The 19,030-nt window shown below is 72.3% G+C and carries 14 protein-coding genes; 8 read left to right on the plus strand and 6 right to left on the minus strand.

Annotation, left to right across the window (positions count from 1 at the left end):
- Positions 1-18: 18 nt before the first annotated feature.
- Together ligD and BLA60_RS32625 are read right to left on the minus strand one after the other, a co-directional pair.
- Positions 19-2,427, minus strand: a complete 2,409-nt coding sequence (gene ligD / locus BLA60_RS32620) for a DNA ligase D (RefSeq protein ID WP_075136875.1) — start codon at positions 2,425-2,427, stop codon at positions 19-21.
- Positions 2,428-2,446: 19 nt separating this feature from the next.
- Positions 2,447-3,250, minus strand: a complete 804-nt coding sequence (locus BLA60_RS32625) for a CPBP family intramembrane glutamic endopeptidase (RefSeq protein WP_075136876.1) — start codon at positions 3,248-3,250, stop codon at positions 2,447-2,449.
- Between the two features lie 34 nt (positions 3,251-3,284).
- On the opposite strand from BLA60_RS32625, the gene BLA60_RS32630 reads away from it, so the two are divergent.
- Positions 3,285-3,743 carry a PPOX class F420-dependent oxidoreductase gene (locus tag BLA60_RS32630; RefSeq protein WP_075136907.1) on the plus strand — a complete coding sequence of 153 codons (459 nt, stop codon included), beginning with the start codon at positions 3,285-3,287 and terminating at the stop codon, positions 3,741-3,743.
- Here BLA60_RS32630 and BLA60_RS32635 read toward each other — a convergent pair.
- The 3 genes from BLA60_RS32635 to BLA60_RS32645 form a co-directional block, all read right to left on the minus strand.
- A complete protein-coding gene (locus tag BLA60_RS32635) occupies positions 3,740-4,513 on the minus strand; it encodes a DUF2470 domain-containing protein (protein WP_075136877.1) in 774 nt (257 codons plus the stop codon). The genes BLA60_RS32630 and BLA60_RS32635 overlap by 4 nt on opposite strands.
- Before the next feature lie 52 nt (positions 4,514-4,565).
- Entirely contained in the window at positions 4,566-6,869 is a 2,304-nt protein-coding gene (locus BLA60_RS32640) for a PQQ-dependent sugar dehydrogenase (protein WP_245812292.1), read from the minus strand.
- A 109-nt stretch (positions 6,870-6,978) separates the two neighbouring features.
- A complete protein-coding gene (locus BLA60_RS32645; protein WP_075136878.1) occupies positions 6,979-8,157 on the minus strand; it encodes a homogentisate 1,2-dioxygenase in 1,179 nt (392 codons plus the stop codon).
- 70 nt (positions 8,158-8,227) lie between these two features.
- Here BLA60_RS32645 and BLA60_RS32650 point away from each other — a divergent pair, with 70 nt between their 5' ends.
- Genes BLA60_RS32650 through BLA60_RS32665 form a run of 4 tightly spaced genes read left to right on the plus strand, consistent with a single transcriptional unit; the run spans position 8,228 to position 12,931 of the window.
- Complete coding sequence (locus BLA60_RS32650; protein ID WP_281257495.1) at positions 8,228-9,103, plus strand: hypothetical protein; 876 nt, start codon at positions 8,228-8,230, stop codon at positions 9,101-9,103.
- The gene (gene fahA / locus BLA60_RS32655) at positions 9,100-10,296 is read left to right on the plus strand and encodes a fumarylacetoacetase (RefSeq protein ID WP_075136880.1); all 1,197 of its coding nucleotides are present in this window, start codon (positions 9,100-9,102) and stop codon (positions 10,294-10,296) included. Before BLA60_RS32650 ends, fahA begins: the two co-directional genes overlap by 4 nt.
- Positions 10,297-10,319: 23 nt before the next feature.
- Positions 10,320-10,994 carry a helix-turn-helix domain-containing protein gene (locus tag BLA60_RS32660; RefSeq protein ID WP_075136909.1) on the plus strand — a complete coding sequence of 225 codons (675 nt, stop codon included), beginning with the start codon at positions 10,320-10,322 and terminating at the stop codon, positions 10,992-10,994.
- 47 nt (positions 10,995-11,041) lie between these two features.
- The gene (locus BLA60_RS32665; protein ID WP_154814772.1) at positions 11,042-12,931 is read left to right on the plus strand and encodes a phosphorylase family protein; all 1,890 of its coding nucleotides are present in this window, start codon (positions 11,042-11,044) and stop codon (positions 12,929-12,931) included.
- 401 nt (positions 12,932-13,332) lie between these two features.
- Here BLA60_RS32665 and BLA60_RS32670 read toward each other — a convergent pair whose 3' ends face one another.
- Entirely contained in the window at positions 13,333-14,214 is an 882-nt protein-coding gene (locus BLA60_RS32670; RefSeq protein WP_211288921.1) for an oxygenase MpaB family protein, read from the minus strand.
- Between the two features lie 117 nt (positions 14,215-14,331).
- On the opposite strand from BLA60_RS32670, the gene BLA60_RS32675 reads away from it, so the two are divergent.
- The 3 genes from BLA60_RS32675 to cydD form a co-directional block, all read left to right on the plus strand.
- Positions 14,332-15,837, plus strand: coding sequence for a cytochrome ubiquinol oxidase subunit I (locus BLA60_RS32675; protein ID WP_075136883.1), 1,506 nt, complete (start codon positions 14,332-14,334; stop codon positions 15,835-15,837).
- Positions 15,838-15,851: 14 nt separating this feature from the next.
- Positions 15,852-16,859: a cytochrome d ubiquinol oxidase subunit II gene (gene cydB / locus BLA60_RS32680; RefSeq protein WP_075136884.1), complete on the plus strand. Its 1,008-nt coding sequence runs from the start codon at positions 15,852-15,854 to the stop codon at positions 16,857-16,859.
- Positions 16,856-19,030 (plus strand): thiol reductant ABC exporter subunit CydD (gene cydD, locus BLA60_RS32685; protein WP_075136885.1); only part of this gene is annotated, 2,175 nt, incomplete at its 3' end. The genes cydB and cydD, both read left to right, overlap by 4 nt.

The raw sequence follows: 19,030 nt of genomic DNA on the forward strand, positions 1-19,030 counted from the left end.
TCTGGCCGGGGGACAACGTCAGGGGAGTTCGGGGAGGGCGGGGCGGTCGGGGGTGAGCAGGCCGGTGAGCAGGTCGCCGTGGTGGTCGAGGCGGGTGAGGACCTGGGGGGCGGTGAAGACGAGGTCGTTGGGGTGGCGGCAGCGTTGCACCTCGGTCCAGGTGAGGGGGGTGGAGACGGTGGGGGACGGGCGGCCGCGCAGCGAGTAGGGGGCGATGGTGGTTTTGTAGCGGTTGTTCTGGCTCCAGTCGATGAAGACCTTGCGGGGGCGCAGGTCCTTGGCCATGCGGGCGACGATCAGGTCGGGGTGTTCGCGGGCGAGGTGTTCGGCGACGGCCTTCGCGTACTCGGAGGTGCGTTCCACGGCGGTGGTGGTGATGGCGGCGTAGAGCTGCATCCCTTTGGAGCCGCTGGTTTTCGCCAGGGCGGTGAGGCCGTGGGTGGCCAGGGCGTCGCGCAGGAGCAGGGCCACCTGGCAGCATTCGACGATGGTGGCGGGTGGGCCGGGGTCGAGGTCGAAGACCAGCAGGTCGGGAGTATTGCGCGAGCCGGCGCCATCCACTGTCCACTGTGGAACGTGGAGTTCCAGGGCGGCCATGTTGGCCGACCAGACCAGGGACGGCAGGTCGTTGAGCAGCACGAAGTCCAGGGTGTCGTTGCCCTTGGTGCTGCCGGGGGTTTCCAGGCGCACGGTCCGCAGCCAGTCCGGCGCGCCGCGGGCGGCGTTCTTCTCGTAGAACGGTTGTGCGGTCACGCCGTCGGGCCAGCGGCGCAGGGTCACCGGACGGTCCCGCAGGTGGGGCAGCAGCACCGGCGCGACCCGGCTGTAGTAGTCGATCACCTGGGCCTTGGTGAACGCCGCGTCGGGGTAGAGCACCTTGTCCAGGTTGGACAGTCGCAGGCGCCTGCCCGCCACCTCCACCATCACGTTCTGTGGACGCGGCTCGTCGTCGTCGTCGATGGCCGGTGGGGTGGGCGCGGCGGTGTTGGCCTCGGGTTCCAGGTCGGCGGCGTCCTTGTCGGCGCGCAGGCCCCGCCAGGACGGGGCGCGCAGCCGCCCGTCGGGCGTCCAGTTGCGGAACACGACCTCGCCGACGACCTCGGGGCGCACCCACGTCGCGCCCTTGGCCCGCTCTCTTGGCACCTCGTCGACGAACGGGGAGTCCTTGTCCACCAACGGGGTCAGCTTCTCCCGCAACAGCGCGAGGGCCTCGTCGGTGAAGCCGGTGCCGACCTGGCCGACGTAGCGCACGCCGTCGTCGGTGGGGATGCCGACCATCAGGGAGCCGATCATGCCGGTGCGTCTGCCCTCGCCGGGGCGCCAGCCGCCGACCAGGACCTCCAGCGTCAGCACTTCGGTGATCTTCACCCAGTCGGCTGTCCTTCGACCGGGGTAGTAGCGGGAGGACCGGCGCTTGGCGATGACGCCCTCCAGCCGCTGCTCGTGCGCGGTCCCCACCACCGCCTGGCCGTCGCCGACGAAGCTCGGGGACGTGTTCCACGACGGCCCGCGCAGCTCAAGGCCCTCCAGCAGCTCGCGCCGCTGGGCGTAGGGCAGGTCAAGGCACGACCGCCCGTCCAGGTGCAGCACGTCGAACACCAGGTAGGTCACCGGCACCGAGTTCGCCAGGCTCCGCGCCTGCCGGTCGTTGTGCACGTGCATCCGCTGGCCGAGCGCGGCGAAGCTCGGCCGCCCGTCGACCAGCGCGACGATCTCCCCGTCGAGCCACACCTGGGTCGAGCCAAGCTCCTCGCCCAGCGCCCGCAGCTCCGGGTAGGTGACGCTGATGTCGTTGCCCTTGCGGGAACGCAGCTCCAGGCGGCCACCCTCGACCCGCGCCAGCGCGCGCACCCCGTCCCACTTGAACTCGTAGGCCCACTCGTCGGGGTCGCCGCCGGTGGGCAGGGTGCCCGGCTGGGCCAGCATCGGCTCCACCAGCTCCGGCAGGCGCACGAAGTCGGGGTCGGTGGGCGGCTGCGACCGGCGGACCATCCAGTTCTTGCCGTCCCGGCCGCTGCGGAAGAACGTGTAGTGACCCTTGGTCCGCTCGCCGTCGAACACCACCGCGACCTCGCGGTCCGACCACTTCAGCGTCTCGTAGCGGCCGCGGTCCCAGAGGACCATCCGGCCGGCGCCGTACTCACCCTTCGGAATCACCCCGGAGAAGGTCGCGTACTCCATCGGGTGATCTTCGGTGTGTACCGCGAGGCGGATGTCACCCGGCACGTCCGGCAGGCCCTTGGGCACCGCCCAGGACACCAGGACGCCGCCGCGCTCCAGGCGGACGTCCCAGTGCAGGCTGGAGGCGTGGTGTTCCTGGATGACGAAGGTGTCGTCGTCCCCGGTCGGCAGCGCGCCGGGCGCGGGCACCGGCTCGGGCGTACGGCCGGGGTCGCGCTTGTTGCGGTACTCCTCAAGGTCACCCATCGCGCTCCATTCTCACCCGTCAGGGCAGCCACGACACCTTTCCGCGCAGTAACGCGTAGCCGACGAACGCCACCACGTCCAGCAGGGTGTGCGCCACCACCAGCGGCCACAGCCGGTTCGTGCGCTGCCACACCCGGCCGAACACCAGGCCCATCACCACGTTCCCGACGAACCCGCCGAAGCCCTGGTACAGGTGGTACGAGCCGCGCAGCACCGACGAGACGACCAGCGAACCGTTCTCGCCGAGCCCGAGCTGACGCAACCGGGTGATCAGGTACCCGACGACCAGGACCTCCTCGGCCCACGCGTTGGCCGCCGCCGCGATCGTCAGCACGATCGGGCGCCACCAGGTGTCGTCCAGGGTCGAGGGCAGCACGGTCAGGTTCATCCCCAGCGCGCGGGCGACGAAGTACAGCGCCAGGCCCGGCAGGCCGATCAGCGCGGCCAGCCCGGCGCCGCCGAGGGCGTCGCGGCCGGGCCGGTCGCGGTCCAGCCCGACCTCCCGCAGCCGGATCCCGGCGCGCCACAACAGGTACAGGCCCAGCGCGCCCCAGGCGAACAGCTGGGTGGCGCTGAGCAGCTGGCGCAGCAGGTCGATCAGCTCGACCTGGGCCTGCCGCACGTTCAGCGCGACCTGCTGGTCGGACAGGCGCTCTGGCCGCAGCAGCGCGTCGAGCAGCGAGAGCAGGCTGCGCACACCGGACAGGCCCAGCGTCACGGTGAACACGATCACCAGCTCGACGACGATCGCCCGCCGTTCGCCCGGGTCGGTCACCGGCCGGGTCGGCCGTGGGGGCGTCAGCCAGCCGCGCAAGGAGATCACGGCCGCACGCTACCGCCAGTCGTACAGTGGCCGGGTGCCACGAATCGCAACCACCGAGCGGGTCGACCGGGCCGCCCTCGAGGACTTCGTCCGCCCGCGCCACCACGCCGTACTCACCACCCACCGGGCTGGCGGCGGCCAGCAGCTCTCGCCGGTGACCTGCGGGCTGGACACCGCCGGCCGGCTGGTCATCGCCAGCTATCCCCGGCGCGCCAAGGCGGTCAACGCCCGCCGGAACCCGTCGGTGTCGGCCCTGGTGCTGTCCGACGACTTCGACGGCGCCTGGGTCCAGCTCGACGGCACCGCCGAGGTCCTCGACCTGCCCGACGCGGTCGAGCCGCTGGTCGAGTACTTCCGGGTGATCTCCGGCGAACACCCCGACTGGGACGAGTACCGCGAGGCGATGCGCCGCCAGGGCAAGTGCCTGATCCGGGTCACCATCACCCGGTGGGGGCCGATCGCCACCGGGGGTTTCCCGCCGGAGCTGGCCTAACCGCCGGTCTGGGAGGCCAGGAAGGGGCAGCCGACCAGCCGCCGCAGCTCGGTCGACAGGTCGGTCAGGGTGGTGATCGGCCGGTCGAACGCCAGCCGCACGTCGTGGTCGACCTCGACCGCCTCGACCCGCAGCCGCAGGCCGAACCGGTCCAGGCCCAGCGGGCGCAGGTGACCGCCGCGCAGCTGGTGGGGCAGGTGGCGGCGCAGGGTGTGCAGCACCTCGTGGTGGGACAGTTCGAGGTGGCGCAGCCAGCCGGCCTCCTCGTGGCAGAACGGGTCGGGTTCGGCGTCGGCGAACTCCGCCGGGGTGACCGGGTGGGTGCCGTCGGCGTCGGCGACCACCATCGACACGGGTTCGAGGGTCAGCATGACCGCGCCGTGGCCGAGGTCGAGCAGGCGCGGGTCCGGCCGCTGCCCGGCCAGGGCGACGGCGGCCTCGCGGGCCTGGTCGGTCGGCAGCGGGCAGAGCCGGCCGGTGATCCACAGCAGGCCGCGCACCGGCTCGCGCAGCGACACCGGGGACACGTCGACCAGCTCGATCATCGTGGTCACCGGGGCGTCGGCGACCAGCGTGTGGTCCTCGGGCAGCAGCACGGTGACCGAGGCGTCCGGGTGCACGTGGTGCAGCGTGGGCGTGACCCGGTCGAGCTGACGGTCCGGCCCGGCCGGCACCGCGCTGGGCAGCGGCGGCAGCAGGGTCGCCGGGCCACGCGCGGCGATCGTCCTGGCGCGCTCGCCCGGTCCCGGGATCGGCGGTCGGTCCGTCACGGGGTAAGGCTAACCTAACCTGGTCGGAGTTCGGTAGTCCGTGGCCGGCGCGTCAGCAGTTGTACAGGCACAACTGGTAGTTCGCGCGGTAGGTCGCGGGGGCCGCCGGGGCGATGAAGTTGTGGCTCTGCTCGCCGCCGTCGGACCAGCCGGTGAACTGGTGACGCAGCCCCTGGGCCAGGGTCTGCGGGCTGGGCGCGCTGATCGTGTTGTTCGAGCCGGCGATGAACGTCCTGGTGAACGGCGCGGCCTGGGTGACCGTGCCGACGGTCAGCTGGGCTCCTGGCGGGTACGAGGTGAACTCGAGGTTCACCGTCGCGGGGTCGAGCCGGATGGTGGTCGTCCCGGTGTTGCCGTCGGAGTCGGTGGCGGTCAGCCTCAGGTCGAGGAACGACGGGTACTCGTGGTCGGGGGCCACGAAGCTGCCGGACTCCACGCCGCGGAAGGACTGCAGGTTGTGGGCGTGGCAGCTGGTGGAGCTGGTGCAGTGCTGCAGGGTCAGCTGCCAGTCCATGGCCGAGGCGGGCAGCGGGCCGTCCTGGGCGTCGGTGGCGGTGCCGGCGAAGGGCACGGTCTGGCCGACCGACCAGCGCAGCGCGGCCGTCGGGTCGGCGATGGTGACGACCGGGTTCTCGCCGGGCACACCGGCGGTCACCCGCACGGTCGTCGTCCCGGTCAGCCCGCCGTCGTCGGTGACCTTCAGGCCGACGTCGACCGCCTGCGGCGTGGTGTACGTCCACTGGGGGCGGTCGGCGGTGGAGTCGTCGTACTGGCCGTCGCCGTCGAGGTCCCAGGCGTAGGTCAGCGTGGTGTCCGGGTTCGGGTCCGACGAGCCGAGGCCGCTGAACTCGACGGTCAGCGGCACCGGGCCACCGGTCGGATTGGCCGTGGCCACCGCCGTCGGCTCCAGGTTGCGCCCACCGGGGTAGCTGACCCGACGCAGCTGGCCCGAGCCGAGCGCCAGGTAGAACAGGTCGCCGCCGGGGCCGGTGAGCAGCTGCACCGGCACGTTCACGCCGGTCACGAACGGCTCGATCCGCGTCGGGTCCGGCAGGCCGTTCGCGCCCGCGCGCATCACCCACACACAGCCCCGCGAGCTGTCGGCGAAGAACAGCGCCCGCCGGTAGGTGTCCGGGTAGCCGCTGCCCGACTCGAACGCCACGCCGCTGATCGACGAGCCGCCGGTCGGGCAGCCGTCGTTCGGCGCGACCGGGTCGGGGTGGAAGTACGAGTGGTACGGCACGGCGTGCCCGCCGCCGGTGTAGAGCGACTCGCACGCGGTCAGGTTGGCGTCGTCGTAGGCCGACACCGTGGGTGTGCCCTCGTAGCAGGGCCAGCCGAAGTTCTCCGCGACCGCGTCGGTGGCGTTGGGGATCCGGTTGATCTCCTCCCAGCGCACCCAGCCGACGTCACCGGCCCAGATCTCGTTCGTGCCGGGCCGGAAGGCGAACCGGAACGGGTTGCGCATGCCGTAGGCGATGACCCGCTTGGCGTTGGCGTCGGCGCTGCCGGCGAACGGGTTGCCGGCCATCCCGGCGCCGGTGTCCGGGTTGATCCGGATGATCGTGCCGTCCAGCGAGACCGGCTCGCCGGCCGGCCGGCGCGGCGACTGGGTGCGCAGCGCGCCGCCCCGGGCGTTGGGCGGGCTGAGGTTCACGCCGGCCGCCGACGGCGGGTCGGCGCACGGGTTGCCCTGCTGGCCCCAGTCGGCGGAGTTGAAGTTCGCGCCGTCCCCGGCCCCGGCGTACAGCGCGCCGTCCGGGCCGAAGGTGATCGTGCCGATCGAGTGCGACGGGAACTGCTGGCACCAGTCGGTCACCAGTACGTGCTCGGACCCGGTGGCCACCCCGGTCGCCGGGTTGACCGTCAGCCGCGACAGCCGCCCGGTGACCACACAGCCGTCCTCGGTCGCGCCGGGCGGGGTCGGGCACTCGTCACCCCAGCGCGGCGCGGCACCGCCGGGCTCGGCGTCGTGGGTGTAGGCGACGTACACGTAGGGCCGGGTGGGGTAGGCCGGGTCGACGGTCACGCCCAGCAGACCCCGGTCCCAGAAGTCCTGGACCTGCGGCTGGAGGTCGGCGGTGACCGTGGGGGAGGTGTCGGTGAGCGTGTCGTAGGTCTTGAGCAGCCCGCGCTTCTCGGTGATGAACACCCGCCCGTCGGGCGCGAACGCCACGTTGGTGGGGCTGTCCAGGCCGCCGACGACCAGCGAGTCGGTGAACCCCGACGGCAGCGCGGCCGCCGCGCTGGGCGTGGAGGACACCGTCGTGGTGACCAGCCCGGCGACCAGACAGACCGCCAGCAGGCCGGCCGTCCTGGCGGTTCTCGGGCGCACCGACTCTGGCTTCGTGTGCAACGGAGCTCCCCCATCCTGACGCGACACCGTCCCATTCAGGGGGACAGCATGTCAGGCTCATCGGCGACCGGCAGCGCCCCGTTTCACCGGCGGAGGTGATATCCAGAGGTCAGGAGCCTGGACCTCGTCCCGACCAGGACCACGCGTAGCCCGGGTCCTCGCAGTCGACGGCGCCCTCGCCCATCTCCAGCGGGCGGAAGGTGTCGACCATGACCGCGGTCTCGTCGAACCGGTCGGCGCCCAGCGAGGCCTCGGCCGCGCCCGGCTGCGGGCCGTGGGTGAAGCCGGAGGGGTGCAGCGACAGCGAGCCCAGTCCGATGCCCGAGCCCTTGCGGGCCTCGTAGTCGCCGCCGACGTAGAACATCAGCTCGTCGGAGTCGACGTTGGCGTGGTTGTAGGGCACCGGGACGGCCAGCGGGTGGTAGTCGACCTTGCGGGGGCAGAACGAGCACACGACGAAGTTCGGGCCCTCGAAGGTCTGGTGCACCGGCGGTGGCTGGTGGACCCGGCCGGTGATCGGCTCGAAGTCGCGGATGTTGAACACCCACGGGTAGAGGCAGCCGTCCCAGCCGACGACGTCGAACGGGTGGTTGGCGTAGGTCAGCCTGGTCAGGCCGGCGCGGTGGCGGACCAGGACGGGCACGTCGGTGCCCTCGGTGGTCAGCGGCTCCGCCGGGCCGCGCAGGTCGCGTTCGCAGTAGGGGGCGTGTTCGAGGAACTGGCCCTTGGCCGACAGGTAGCGCTTGGGCGGGCCGATGTGGCCGCTGGCCTCCAGGATGTAGAGCCGCGCCTCGCCCTGGGGCAGGACGCGGTAGGTGGTGGAGGTCGGCAGGACGAGGTAGTCGCCTTCTGCGATGTCCAGGGCGCCGTACACCGTTTCGACGGTCGCTGAACCGTGTTGGACGTAGATCAGTTCGTCACCGACGGCGTTGCGGTAGAGCGGGCTGGGCTCGGTGGCGACGGCGAAGCAGATGGTCACGTCGCTGTTGCCGAACAGGGTCCGCCGGCCGGTCACCGCGTCGGCGGCCGGCTGGCGGTCCGCCGTGAGGTCCTGGGTGCGGAAGTGCCGGGGTTTGAGCGGGTGGTTGGGGGTGAGCGGGCCACGGTGGTCGGCGACGGCCTCGGCGTTGACGATCGCCGTCGGCAGGTACCGGTGGTAGAGCAGGGCCGAGTCCGAGGAGAAACCCTCGACGCCCATCAGCTCCTCCGCGTACAGGCTGCCCGCCGGGGAGCGGAACTGCGTGTGCCTCTTTCGGGGGATCTCCCCGACGCTGCGGTAGTAAGGCATTGCCCCCTCCGGAGTGTCCGCATGTCGAACGTCTTTGTTCAGTTGCCGGTACGCTACTAGCGTGTCAGCCGTGTCAAGCGCCGCACCCGTGCCCCCGCAAGGTCAACGCGATGTTCCTCCCCTACTCGCGCGACTCGTCGACGACGCCGCACTGTTCCCGCCCGGCAACGCCCCGATGCCGGACGCGATCCGCCTGCATCTGGACGGCAGAACGAACAACCGGTCTGATCTGGTCGGTCTGTTCCTCTGCCCAGCTTCCCGGCTGCCGGAGCTGATCACCGACCTGATCAAGGTGAAACCGCCCAGACCGGTGGAGTTGTCGCTGGTCATCGACACCGGGCTGGGAGGTGTGCCCAAGGCGCTGTCGATCGTCGAATCGCGCGCGGAGCTGCTGGCGCTGCGCATGGTCGAGATGCCCGCACCGTCCGATGTGGACGAGGTGTGGCTGGAGCGGGTCTCCGAGTTCGTGCCGGAGGACGTGATCCGGGTGATCGAACCCCGGCGCGGCGGTGCCGGCTGGCTGGACGGCCTGCGCCGGGTGATCGAGCACGGCAGCTGGCCCAAGATCCGCTGCGGCGGCGTCTCCCAGCAGAACTTCCCGAGCGTGACCGAGGTGGCCGACTTCCTCGGGGTGATCAACGAGGGCAACGCGTCGTTCAAGGCCACCGCCGGCCTGCACAACGCCGTGCGGCACGTCGACGAGGAGACCGGGTTCACCCACCACGGCTTCCTCAACCTGCTGATCGCCACCGCGCGGCTGATCGCCGGCGGCGTCGGCCCCGGGGTCCACGAGGCCCTGGAGACCACCGACGGCAAGGCGCTGGCCACCGAGGCCCAGCACCTGAGCGAGGACGAGCAGCTGGCCGTGCGCAGCATGTTCGCCTCCTACGGCTCCTGCTCGCTGACCGACCCGGTCAACGACCTCGAGGAGTTGGGTTTGCTGTGAGTTGGGTTCACGATCCGGCTTTCGCGGCTGACCAGCCCTTCGGGCCGCAAACGCTTCCCTATGGGGTCGTCGACGACGGGTCCGGGCCTCGGGTCGCGGTGCGGGTGGGGGACCACGCGCTGCCGCTGCACACGGTCGCCGACCACCTCGGGGACGTGGCCGAGCTGGTCACCGGCGCTTCGCTGGACCCGCTGCTGGCCGCGACCCGCACCGAGTGGAGCGAGCTGCGGTCACGGCTGATGGACCTGGTCGGCGCGTCGGCCACGCCCGGGAACGCGCGGCTGGTGCCGCTGACGCAGGTGCGCACCCCGCTGCCGTTCACCGTCGGCGACTACGTCGACTTCTACTGCTCGCGCCACCACGCGGAGAACGTCGGCCGGATCATGCGCCCCGACGGCGAGCCGCTGCTGCCGAACTGGACCCACCTGCCGGTCGGCTACCACGGCCGCTCCGGCACGGTCGTGGTCTCCGGCACCGACGTGGTCCGCCCGCACGGGCAGCGGCGCGGCAACCCGCTGCCGCACTTCGGGCCGACCGGGCGGCTCGACGTCGAGGCCGAGGTCGGCTTCGTCTGCGGCGGCCCGGTGTCCCGGCGGGTGAAGACCTCCGACGTCGCCGACCACATCTTCGGTGTCGTGCTGGTCAACGACTGGTCCGCGCGCGACATCCAGGGCTGGGAGTACCAGCCGCTCGGCCCGTTCCTCGGCAAGTCGTTCGCCACCTCGGTCTCGGCCTGGGTGACGCCGCTGGACGCGCTGGCCGTCGCCAGGGTCGCGGTGCCCGACCCCGGCCACCCCCGCCTGCCCTACCTGGTCGAGGACTCCCCGTGGGGCCTGGACCTGCGGCTGTCGGTGTCCTGGAACGGCACGGTCGTCGCCCGCCCGCAGTTCGCCGACATGGCCTACTCGTGCGCCCAGCAGCTGGCCCACATGACCGTCAACGGCGCCACCGTGCGTCCGGGTGACCTGTTCGCCTCCGGCACGGTCTCCGGCGCCGAACGCGACCAGCGCGGCTGCTTCCTGGAGCTGTCCTGGGGCGGGCGTGACCAGATCACCCTGGCCGACGGCGTGACCAGGACCTTCCTGGAGGACGGTGACACGGTGGTGATCAGCGCGTCGGCGCCCGGCGAGGACGGATCGGTCGTGGGCCTCGCGGAGGTCGCCGGCACGGTCCTCCCGGCGGCCGAGGACTGACGGTGTCCCGACCGATCCGACCGATCACGCCGTCCCAGCGCGCCGGCGGCCAGCGTCCGCCGGCCGCCGCCGGGCGGGAGTCGTCGCTGACCCTGGACCGGGGTCTGGCGCTGCTGCAGGCGGTGGCCGACGCGGAGTCGGAGGCGCCGACGATCAGCGAACTGGCGACGGCCATCGGCGCGAGCCGCGCGGCGGTGTACCGGCTGCTGGTGCCGCTGGCCGAACGCGGGCTGGTGCGCCGGGACGGGTCGAAGGTCCGGCTCGGCCTGGGGTTGCTGCGGCTGGCCGCGCGGGTCACCCCGCAGCTGCGGCTGGCGGCCATGCCGGCGCTGCGGGAGCTGGCCGAGGCGGTCGGCGCCACCGCCCACCTGACGGTGGCCGACGGGGACGAGGCGCAGGCCATCGCGGTGACCGAGCCGTCGTGGACGACCTACCACGTGGCCTACCGGGTGGGCACCCGGCATTCGCTGCGCCGGGGCGCTGCCGGCAAGGCCATCGGGCTGCGCGACGAGGACCCCGGCTGGATCGCCACCGCCGGTGAGCTGCAGTCGGGCGCGTCCGGGATCGCGGCGCCGGTGCGCGGGATCCCGGGGCTGCGGGCCAGCGTCGGGGTGATCACCTTCCACGAGTTGGACGGGCCGACGGTGGGTCCGAAGGTGGTCGCCGCGGCCGCCTCGGTGGCCGACGCGCTGCGCTGAATTTCCCCGCCGGTGGTGTCGCGGAGGCATTCCGGTATCTTTGTGTCGTGTCCCGCGGGTTCCGGCGTGATAACCCTGTCGTGGTGATCTGCACTGCTCTTCCGATGGAATACCGGGCCGTTCGCGAACATCTCGACGGCACGCTGGTCGAACACGAAGAACGCGGCACGCTGTACGAGGCCGGCACGTTTGTCGGCGAACTGGACACCTGGAAAATCGTGCTGGTGGAGACCGGCGCCGGAAACACCTCGGCCGGTGTCGAGCTGGAACGGGCCATTTCGGTGTTCGCGCCGCAGGTGGTGTTCTTCGTCGGGGTGGCCGGTGGCCGCAAGGACGTCGGCCTCGGTGATGTCGTCATCGCGAACTGGGTGTACGACTACGAGTCCGGGAAGGACACCGAATACGGCTACATTCCCCGGACGAGGTCCTACGCGTCGTCGCACCGGCTGGTGCAGCGGTCGAACGCGATTGTCCGGCAGGGGGAGTGGTCGCGGCGTATTCGCCACCGCGGCGATGTCACGCCGGTGGCGATCGTCAAACCGGTGGTGGCCGGGGCCAAGGTCATCGCGCACGAGGGTTCCCCGGTGGCCGAACTCGTCGACCGGTTTTGCGACGACGCGGTCGCCGTGGAGATGGAGGGGCACGGTTTTCTGTACGGCGCGTATGTCAATGCCGGGGTCGAGCCGCTGATCGTCCGGGGGATCTCCGACCTGCTCACCGACAAGAACGCCGATGCCGACCGGTACTGGCAGCCGGTGGCCGCCGCGCACGCGGCGGCGTTCGCCTTCGAACTGCTCAACCAGTTGCGCCGCACCGACATCGCCGCGCGCCCCGCGCGTCCCCGCCGACGCCACGATGTGGTCGGCGCCGGGCCGGCCCGGTGGCGCAAGACGGTGCTGCGGGCGGCGGTCGTCGCGGCCTGCGTGGCGGTGTTCACCCCGGCGTCGGCGCCGCTCGCCGGAATCACCGAGGTCCCCGCCGTGGAATCCGTGACGAAAACCCCGGTACTGGGCGAACCGGTCGTTCTCGATACCGGTCACTTCGGTTCCCTTGGGGTGGCAGAAATAGATTACAGCCCCGACGGACGGTTTGTGGTGACCTCCGGGAACGAGGTGTTCGACTCCACCACCAGAATCTGGGACGCGAACAGTCTGGCGTCGATCAAGGTATTGCCGGATGCCGGCTACCCGGCAATGTTCAGCCCCGACGGGAAAACTCTCGTCACCGGCACCTACGATTCCGAGGTCCGGTTCTGGAACATGACCGACTATCACGAGTTCGGCACGTTCTTCGCCGGTGACCTGACCTCGATGTTCTGGCGCCCGGGAACGGACGCGGCGGTCGGCGGAAGCAGTTCCGGGCGGCTCCAGCAATGGAATTCCACCACCCCGAGCCTGCGCCGCTCCGTCCGCGCGCCCGGCCCGATCGAGGCCATCGGCAGCAACGCCGCGGGCGACCTGGTCGCCGCCGTCCTGCAGGTGGGCCTCGACGGCGACAGCCACGTGATCGTCTGGAACGCCACGACCGTCCGCGCCGTCGACCGGTTCGACGAGCTCAACACCCCGGTGGCGTTGAGCGCCGACGCGACCCTGCTGGTCGGCGGCGCCGCCCGCGACAGCGCCGGCATCCCCCGCGAACTGGAGTTCTGGAACCTGCCCCGCCGCGAACGCCTGGCCACGATGTCCCTGGACACCCCCGCCGCCAGCTACGTCTCCCCGGTGATCCACGAGGACGGCGACCTGGTCGCCGTGCCAGAACGCCAGCGGGTCAACCTCCTGCGGGTCACCGACTCCGGCGTCGAACTCCTCGCCCACCTCACCGGCTTCGCCGACGGCGAGATCACCAGCCTCGCCATCAGCCCCGACGGCACCACGGTCGCCGCCGGCGACCACACCGGCCGCCTCCTGTTCTGGGACCTCGCCACCGTCAACGGCTGACGAGGCCCGGCTTCGTCAGCACGGTCGTCGAACGAACGGTGCCCGGACTTCCGGACGGTCGGATACCACTGGCAGCAGAAGCCAAGAAGGCGTCATGGTGACCGAAGCGGCCGCGCCCGCGACACAGCCCTGGCGTGCTGGGGCGGGCGTCGCCGGTCCGTGCGGCGCGGCCCGCTGACCCGGCACCACAGTTCGCCCAGCACAGAGGCCGGACACGCCATCAACCCCGCCATCAACCCCGCCATCAACCCCGCCATCAAACCGCCGTCGACAGACCCCGTACACAAACCCCCACCCTCCCGGGGGCACCCCTCAAGGCCATTCTATTCGGGGGAGGGGCGGGTACGGCGGTTGTCGGTGGGGCTGTGGACAACTGGGGGAGCGAGTGGAAGGGGCGGGTGTCAGCGGGGGCGGCGGTCGAGGGCGCGGCGTAGGGCGCCCTTGGCGCGTTCCACCCGCCGGGCCTCGTAGGCGATCGGGAAGTAGCGCAGGCGTTCGGGCAGCAGCGGGACCACGGTCGCGACCACCCTGCCCAGCCGCCGCAGGCGTCGCTCGTCCCGGTCGGTCCAGGTCAGGCCCAGGATCTGTCGGGCCGGTTCGGGCAGGGTGCCGACGGTGACGAAGTGCTGGACCCGCCCGGGCAGGGCCGTGGCCGCTCGCCACAGTGGGCGCAGCGCTGCCGGCAGGGCCGGCGGCGGTGGGATTCGGCGGCTGGCGTGGAGGAACTCGTAGACCGTGGGGTGGGCGACCAGCGTGTTGGCCAGCATGTCGTCGAATTTTGCCTGGTAGGCGGTGTAGGTCGGCGGGATCTCCTTCTCCGCCACGTGCAGGTTGCGCATGAGTTGGCGTAGTTCGGCGTAGAACGCCTCGGCGTCGGCCGGGGTCAGGGGGTGGCGGGAGAAGTAGCGCGCGCCGGTGCTGTACGCGTAGGGCGCGGTCAGCAGGATCCACGCCCACGGGCCGGACGCGAGCGCCCGGTGCCGGACGCCGTCGGGGGCGGTGGTGGTCAGGGGGGCGTGCATGGTGCGTAACCGGTCGGCCTCGCTCAGTGCGTCCTGGCCGCCGTACACCCAGGTCATGACGGAGGCGATGCTGCGTCGGGCGCGGCCGACGGCGTCGGTGCGGAACACCGAGTGTTCGCCGACGACGGCGCCGACCGACGGGTGCATGACCTGCAGGGCGAACGCGGCGCCGGTGGTCAGCGAGAACGTGATCAGGCCGGTTTCCTCCCACAGCCGGGTGCCGGGCTGGATCGGCCGACGGGTCTCGGTCAGCGTGCTCACCACTCCAGTGTCCTCCCGGCGGTGCCCGGGCTGCCAGGTTCGGCGGGACCTTGGTCCCGCCGTTACCGGGACCGCCAGCGCTGGCGGCCCTGCCGGGGGCGCACCAGGGTGGTGGTTGTGGACGTACTCGACCTCGCGCGGTGGCAGTTCGGCATCACGACCGTCTACCACTTCCTGATGGTGCCGTTGACGATCGGCCTGTCGGTGTTGGTCGCCTGCATGCAGACGGCCTGGGTGCGCACCGGCAACCGGCGTTATCTGGCGATGACGAAGTTCTGGGGCAAGCTGCTGCTGATCAACTTCGCGATGGGGGTGGTCACCGGGATCGTCCAGGAGTTCCAGTTCGGGATGGCGTGGAGTGAGTACTCCCGCTTCGTCGGGGACGTGTTCGGGGCGCCGCTGGCGATGGAGGGGCTGATCGCGTTCTTCGTCGAGTCGACCTTCCTCGGGTTGTGGATCTTCGGGTGGGATCGGTTGTCGAAGCGGGTTCATCTGGCCTGTGTGTGGGCGTTCTCGCTGGCCACCGTGGTGTCGGCGTACTTCATCCTGGCGGCGAACTCGTGGATGCAGCACCCGGTCGGGGTGGAGATGGTGGACGGGCGGCCCCGGCTGACCTCGATCTGGGAGGTGTTGGGGAACTCGACGGTGCTGGCCGCGTTCCCGCACGCCGTCGCGGGGGCGTTCGCGGTGGCCGGCGCGTTCCTGGTGGGTATCGCCGCCTGGCACCTGTGGAGGTCAACGAAGGACGGCTCCGCGAAGGACGGCTCCACGAAAGACAGTGACGTGTGGCGCGCCTCGCTGCGGCTGGGGACGCTGGTCGGGGTGGTGGCCTTCGCGGGGCTGGCGGTCAGCGGGGATCTGCAGTCGCGGTTGATGTTCGAGCAGCAGCCGATGAAGATGGCGTCGGCGGAGGCGTTGTGCCACACCGAGCAGCCGGCCGGGTTCTCGGTGTTCGCCGTGGGTGACGTGTCCAGCCCGGACTGCGAGAACGTCAAGTCGATCACCGTGCCGGCGCTGTTGTCGTTCCTGGCCAACGGGGATCTCGACTCGGAGGTGCTCGGCGTCAACGACCTGGTCGAGCAGTACCGCGAGCGCTACGGCGAGTTCTACCCGGTCGACGAGCGGCTCGGTGAGCTGTCGGGCCAGCCGATCGACTACGTGCCGAACCTGCCGGTCACCTACTGGGGTTTCCGGCTGATGATCGGCTTCGGGGCGATCGGGGCCGCCGTGGGGGTGCTGGCGTGGTGGGTGACCCGACGCGGGCGGGTGCCGCGAACGCGGTGGTTCCCCCGGCTGGCGCTGGCCGCGATCGCCACCCCGTTCCTGGGCAACAGCTTCGGCTGGATCTTCACCGAGATGGGCCGCCAGCCGTTCGTGGTGGCACCCAATCCGACCGGTGTGGACGGTGTGTGGATGTTCACCGCGCAGGCGGTGTCGGGGCTGACCGTCGGCGAGGTCCTCGGTTCGCTGATCGCGTTGACGCTGGTCTACGGGCTGCTGGCGGTGGTCGAGGTGGTGCTGATCCGGCGTTACGTGCGCGGCGGGGTCGACGCCGTGCTGCCGCCCGAGGATGAATCCACAAAGGACGACAAGGACGACGACGTGCTGTCGTTCGCCTACTGAGCCGGGAGTTCGTGATGGATCTCGCGACGCTGTGGTTCGTGCTGATCGCCGTGCTGTGGCTGGGTTACCTGTTCCTGGAGGGGTTCGACTTCGGGGTCGGCATGCTGCTGCGTGTGCTCGGCCGCGACGAGCGGACCAGGCGGGTGCTGGTGAACACCATCGGCCCGGTGTGGGACGGCAACGAGGTGTGGCTGATCGTCGCCGCCGGGGCGACGTTCGCGGCGTTCCCCGGCTGGTACGCGGGCCTGTTCAGCGCCGCCTACCTGCCGCTGTTGCTGGTGCTGCTGGCGTTGATCGGGCGCGGCGTGGCCTTCGAGTACCGGGGGAAGATCGACTCGGCGCGCTGGCGGGCGCTGTGGGACACGGTGATCACCGGCGGCTCGGCGGTGGCGGCGCTGGGTGTGGGGCTGCTGCTGTCGTGGAACGTGCTGGGGCTGCCGCTGGACGCCCGGGGCGACCGGGTCGGCTCGGCGTTCGCCGCGCTGCGGTGGGAGACGCTGGTCGGGGCGCTGGGCGTGGCCGGGTTCGCGTTGCTGCACGGCGCGGTGTTCCTCGCGCTCAAGACCGAGGGCGAGGTGCGGGAGCGGGCGCGGCGGCTGGCGCTGCGGGTCGCGCCGGTGGCGCTGGCCCCGCTGGCGGCGACGCTGGCGGTGGTGCAGGTGCGCGAGGGGTCTGGCTGGACGCTGGTGCCGCTGGGGTTGGCGGCGCTGGCCGCGGTCCTGGGCTGGCTGCGGTTGGCCGCCGGCCGGGAGGGGCAGGCGTTCGCCGCGCTGGGGGTGGTGATCGCGGGCACCGTCGCGACCTGGTTCGGCGCGCTGTACCCGAACGTCCTTCCCTCCACAGTGGACCCGGCGTTCTCGCTGACGATCGCCGACACCGCGTCGAGCCCGTACACGCTGACGGTGATGACCTGGGTGGCCGCGTTCGGCACGCCGGCGGTGCTGGTCTACCAGGGCTGGACGTACTGGGTGTTCCGCCGCCGCATCGGCACCCGGCACATCCCGGAGGTGCACGCGCCGTGAGGCTGGTGGTGTCGGGGGTGACCCGCCGGGCGCTGGCCGGCTGCGCGGTGCTGGCGGCCGGGCACGCGGTGGCCCTGGTCGTGCAGGCCTTCGCGGTGGCGACGCTGCTGGCGGGGGTGGTGGGCGGCACGGGGGAGCCGGTCGCCGGTCGGCTGGCGCTGCTGGCCGGCGCGGTGGTTGCCCGGGCGGTGCTGGGCTGGGCGACCCAGGTGGTGGCGGCCCGCGCGGCGGCCGGCGCGAAGGAGGAGCTGCGGTCCACGCTGACCGACCGGGCGTTGGCCGCCGGTCCGGAGTGGATCGTCGCGGCCGGTCCGGCGCGGTTGACGACCGTGGCGACCCGGGGCCTGGACGCGCTGGACGAGTACTTCACCGGCTATCTGCCGGCGCTGGTCAACGTGGCGGTGCTGCCGTTGGGGGTGGGCGCGGCGCTGCTGGTGGCCGACTGGCCATCGGCGGTGGTCGTGGCGTTGACGTTGCCGCTGGTGCCGGTGTTCGCCGCGCTGGTCGGTCTGCACACCCGCGACCGGGTGGCGGCGGCCGCCGACTCGACGGCGCGGCTGTCCGGCCGGTTCCTGGAGCTGGTCAGGGCGCTGCCGGTGCTCACCGCGTTCGGTCGGGCGCCCGCGCAGGCGGGGGTGGTCCGCGCGGTCTCCGACGCCCACCGGCGGTCCACGATGGACACCCTGCGGGTGGCGTTCGCCTCGGCGCTGGTGCTGGAGCTGATCGCGACGCTGTCGGTGGCGCTGGTCGCCGTGATCATCGGCGTGCGTCTGGTGTCCGGGGATCTCGGGCTGTGGGTCGGCCTGTTCGTGCTGCTGCTCGCCCCGGAGTGCTATGCGCCGCTGCGGGCCGCGGGCGCCGCGCACCACGCCGCGCAGGACGGGCTGGAGGCGGCCCGCCGGGTCGCCGAACTTCCGGTGCCCGCCCCGGTGCCGACCACGCCGCCGCCCCGGGGCGAGGTCGTGGTCAGCGGCCTGCGGGTGCGCCGCCGCGAGGTCGACGCGCCGGCCGGGCTGTCGTTCACCGCCCGCCCAGGGCAGGTCACGTACCTGCGCTCGCCCAGCGGCACGGGGAAGTCGACGGCGCTGGCGGTCCTGCTGGGCTATGTGACGCCCACGGCCGGCACGGTCGAGGTCGCCGGTGTCCCGCTGCACACCCTCGACCCTCGGGCCTGGCTGGCGACCGTCGCCTGGGTCCCGCAGCATCCGACGCTCACCGCGCCGACGGTGCTGGCCGAGCTGCGCCAGGCCGCCGACGCCGATCCCGGGCAGGCGCGGGCGGTGCTGGCCGAGGTGGCCGCCGAGCATCTGGCGGACCGCCCGGCGGGCGGCCTGTCGGCGGGCGAGCGGCAGCGGGTCGCGGTGGCCCGCGCGCTGCTGCGGGTTCGCCGTGGCGCGACGCTACTGCTGCTCGACGAGCCGACCGCGCACCTGGATCCGGTGACCGCCGGCCGGGTGATGGCCGCCGTGGAGCGCGCGGCGCGGGCCGGCGCGGCGGTGGTGGTCGCCAGCCACCACACCGCGGAGCCCGCGGTGGACGTCGTGGGGCGGGCGGTCAGGGAGACGGTCGAGGTTCCCGCCGGCACCGGCCGGGCCCGCCTGCGGACCCTGCTCACGCCCCGGCTGCTGGCCGGCGCGGCACTGGGCGCGGCGGCGCTGATCGCCGGGGTGGCGCTGACCGTCACCTCGGCCTGGCTGATCGCCAAGGCCTCCCAGCAGCCGCCGATCCTCACGCTGTCGGTCGCGGTCGTCGGCGTCCGCGCGTTCGGCCTCGGCCGGGCGGTCCTGCGCTACGCCGAACGCCTGGTCACCCATGACGCCGCGTTCCGCGCGGCCGGTGAGCACCGGGTGCGGCTGTGGCGCCGGCTGCGTCCGGCCCAGCGCGCCGACGGCCTGGCCCACGACGTGGACACCGTGCGCGACCTCACCCCCCGCGTGCTCACCCCGCCGCTGACGGCGGGGCTGGTGATCGTGGCGGCCGTGCTCGTCCAGCTGGCGATCCTGCCGGCGGCGGCGATCACGCTCGTCATCGCGGCCGCGGCGGCCGGACTGGGTGCACCGGCCGTCGCGCTCGCGCTGGACCGCCGCGCCGGCGCGGCCATGGCGCGGGGCCGCCGGACGCTGGCCACCGGCAGCCTCACCCTGCTCACCTCGGCCGCCGAGCTGATCGCC

Origin of the sequence: Actinophytocola xinjiangensis (assembly GCF_001921215.1) — a bacterium.
GTDB classification, from domain to species: domain Bacteria; phylum Actinomycetota; class Actinomycetes; order Mycobacteriales; family Pseudonocardiaceae; genus Actinophytocola; species Actinophytocola xinjiangensis.

Coding starts and splice junctions, on each gene's coding strand:
- ligD (WP_075136875.1), bottom strand. CDS start 2,427: ATGGGTGACCTTGAGGAGTACCGCAACAAGCGCGACCCCGGCCGTACG.
- BLA60_RS32645 (WP_075136878.1), bottom strand. CDS start 8,157: ATGCCTTACTACCGCAGCGTCGGGGAGATCCCCCGAAAGAGGCACACG.
- cydB (WP_075136884.1), top strand. CDS start 15,852: ATGGATCTCGCGACGCTGTGGTTCGTGCTGATCGCCGTGCTGTGGCTG.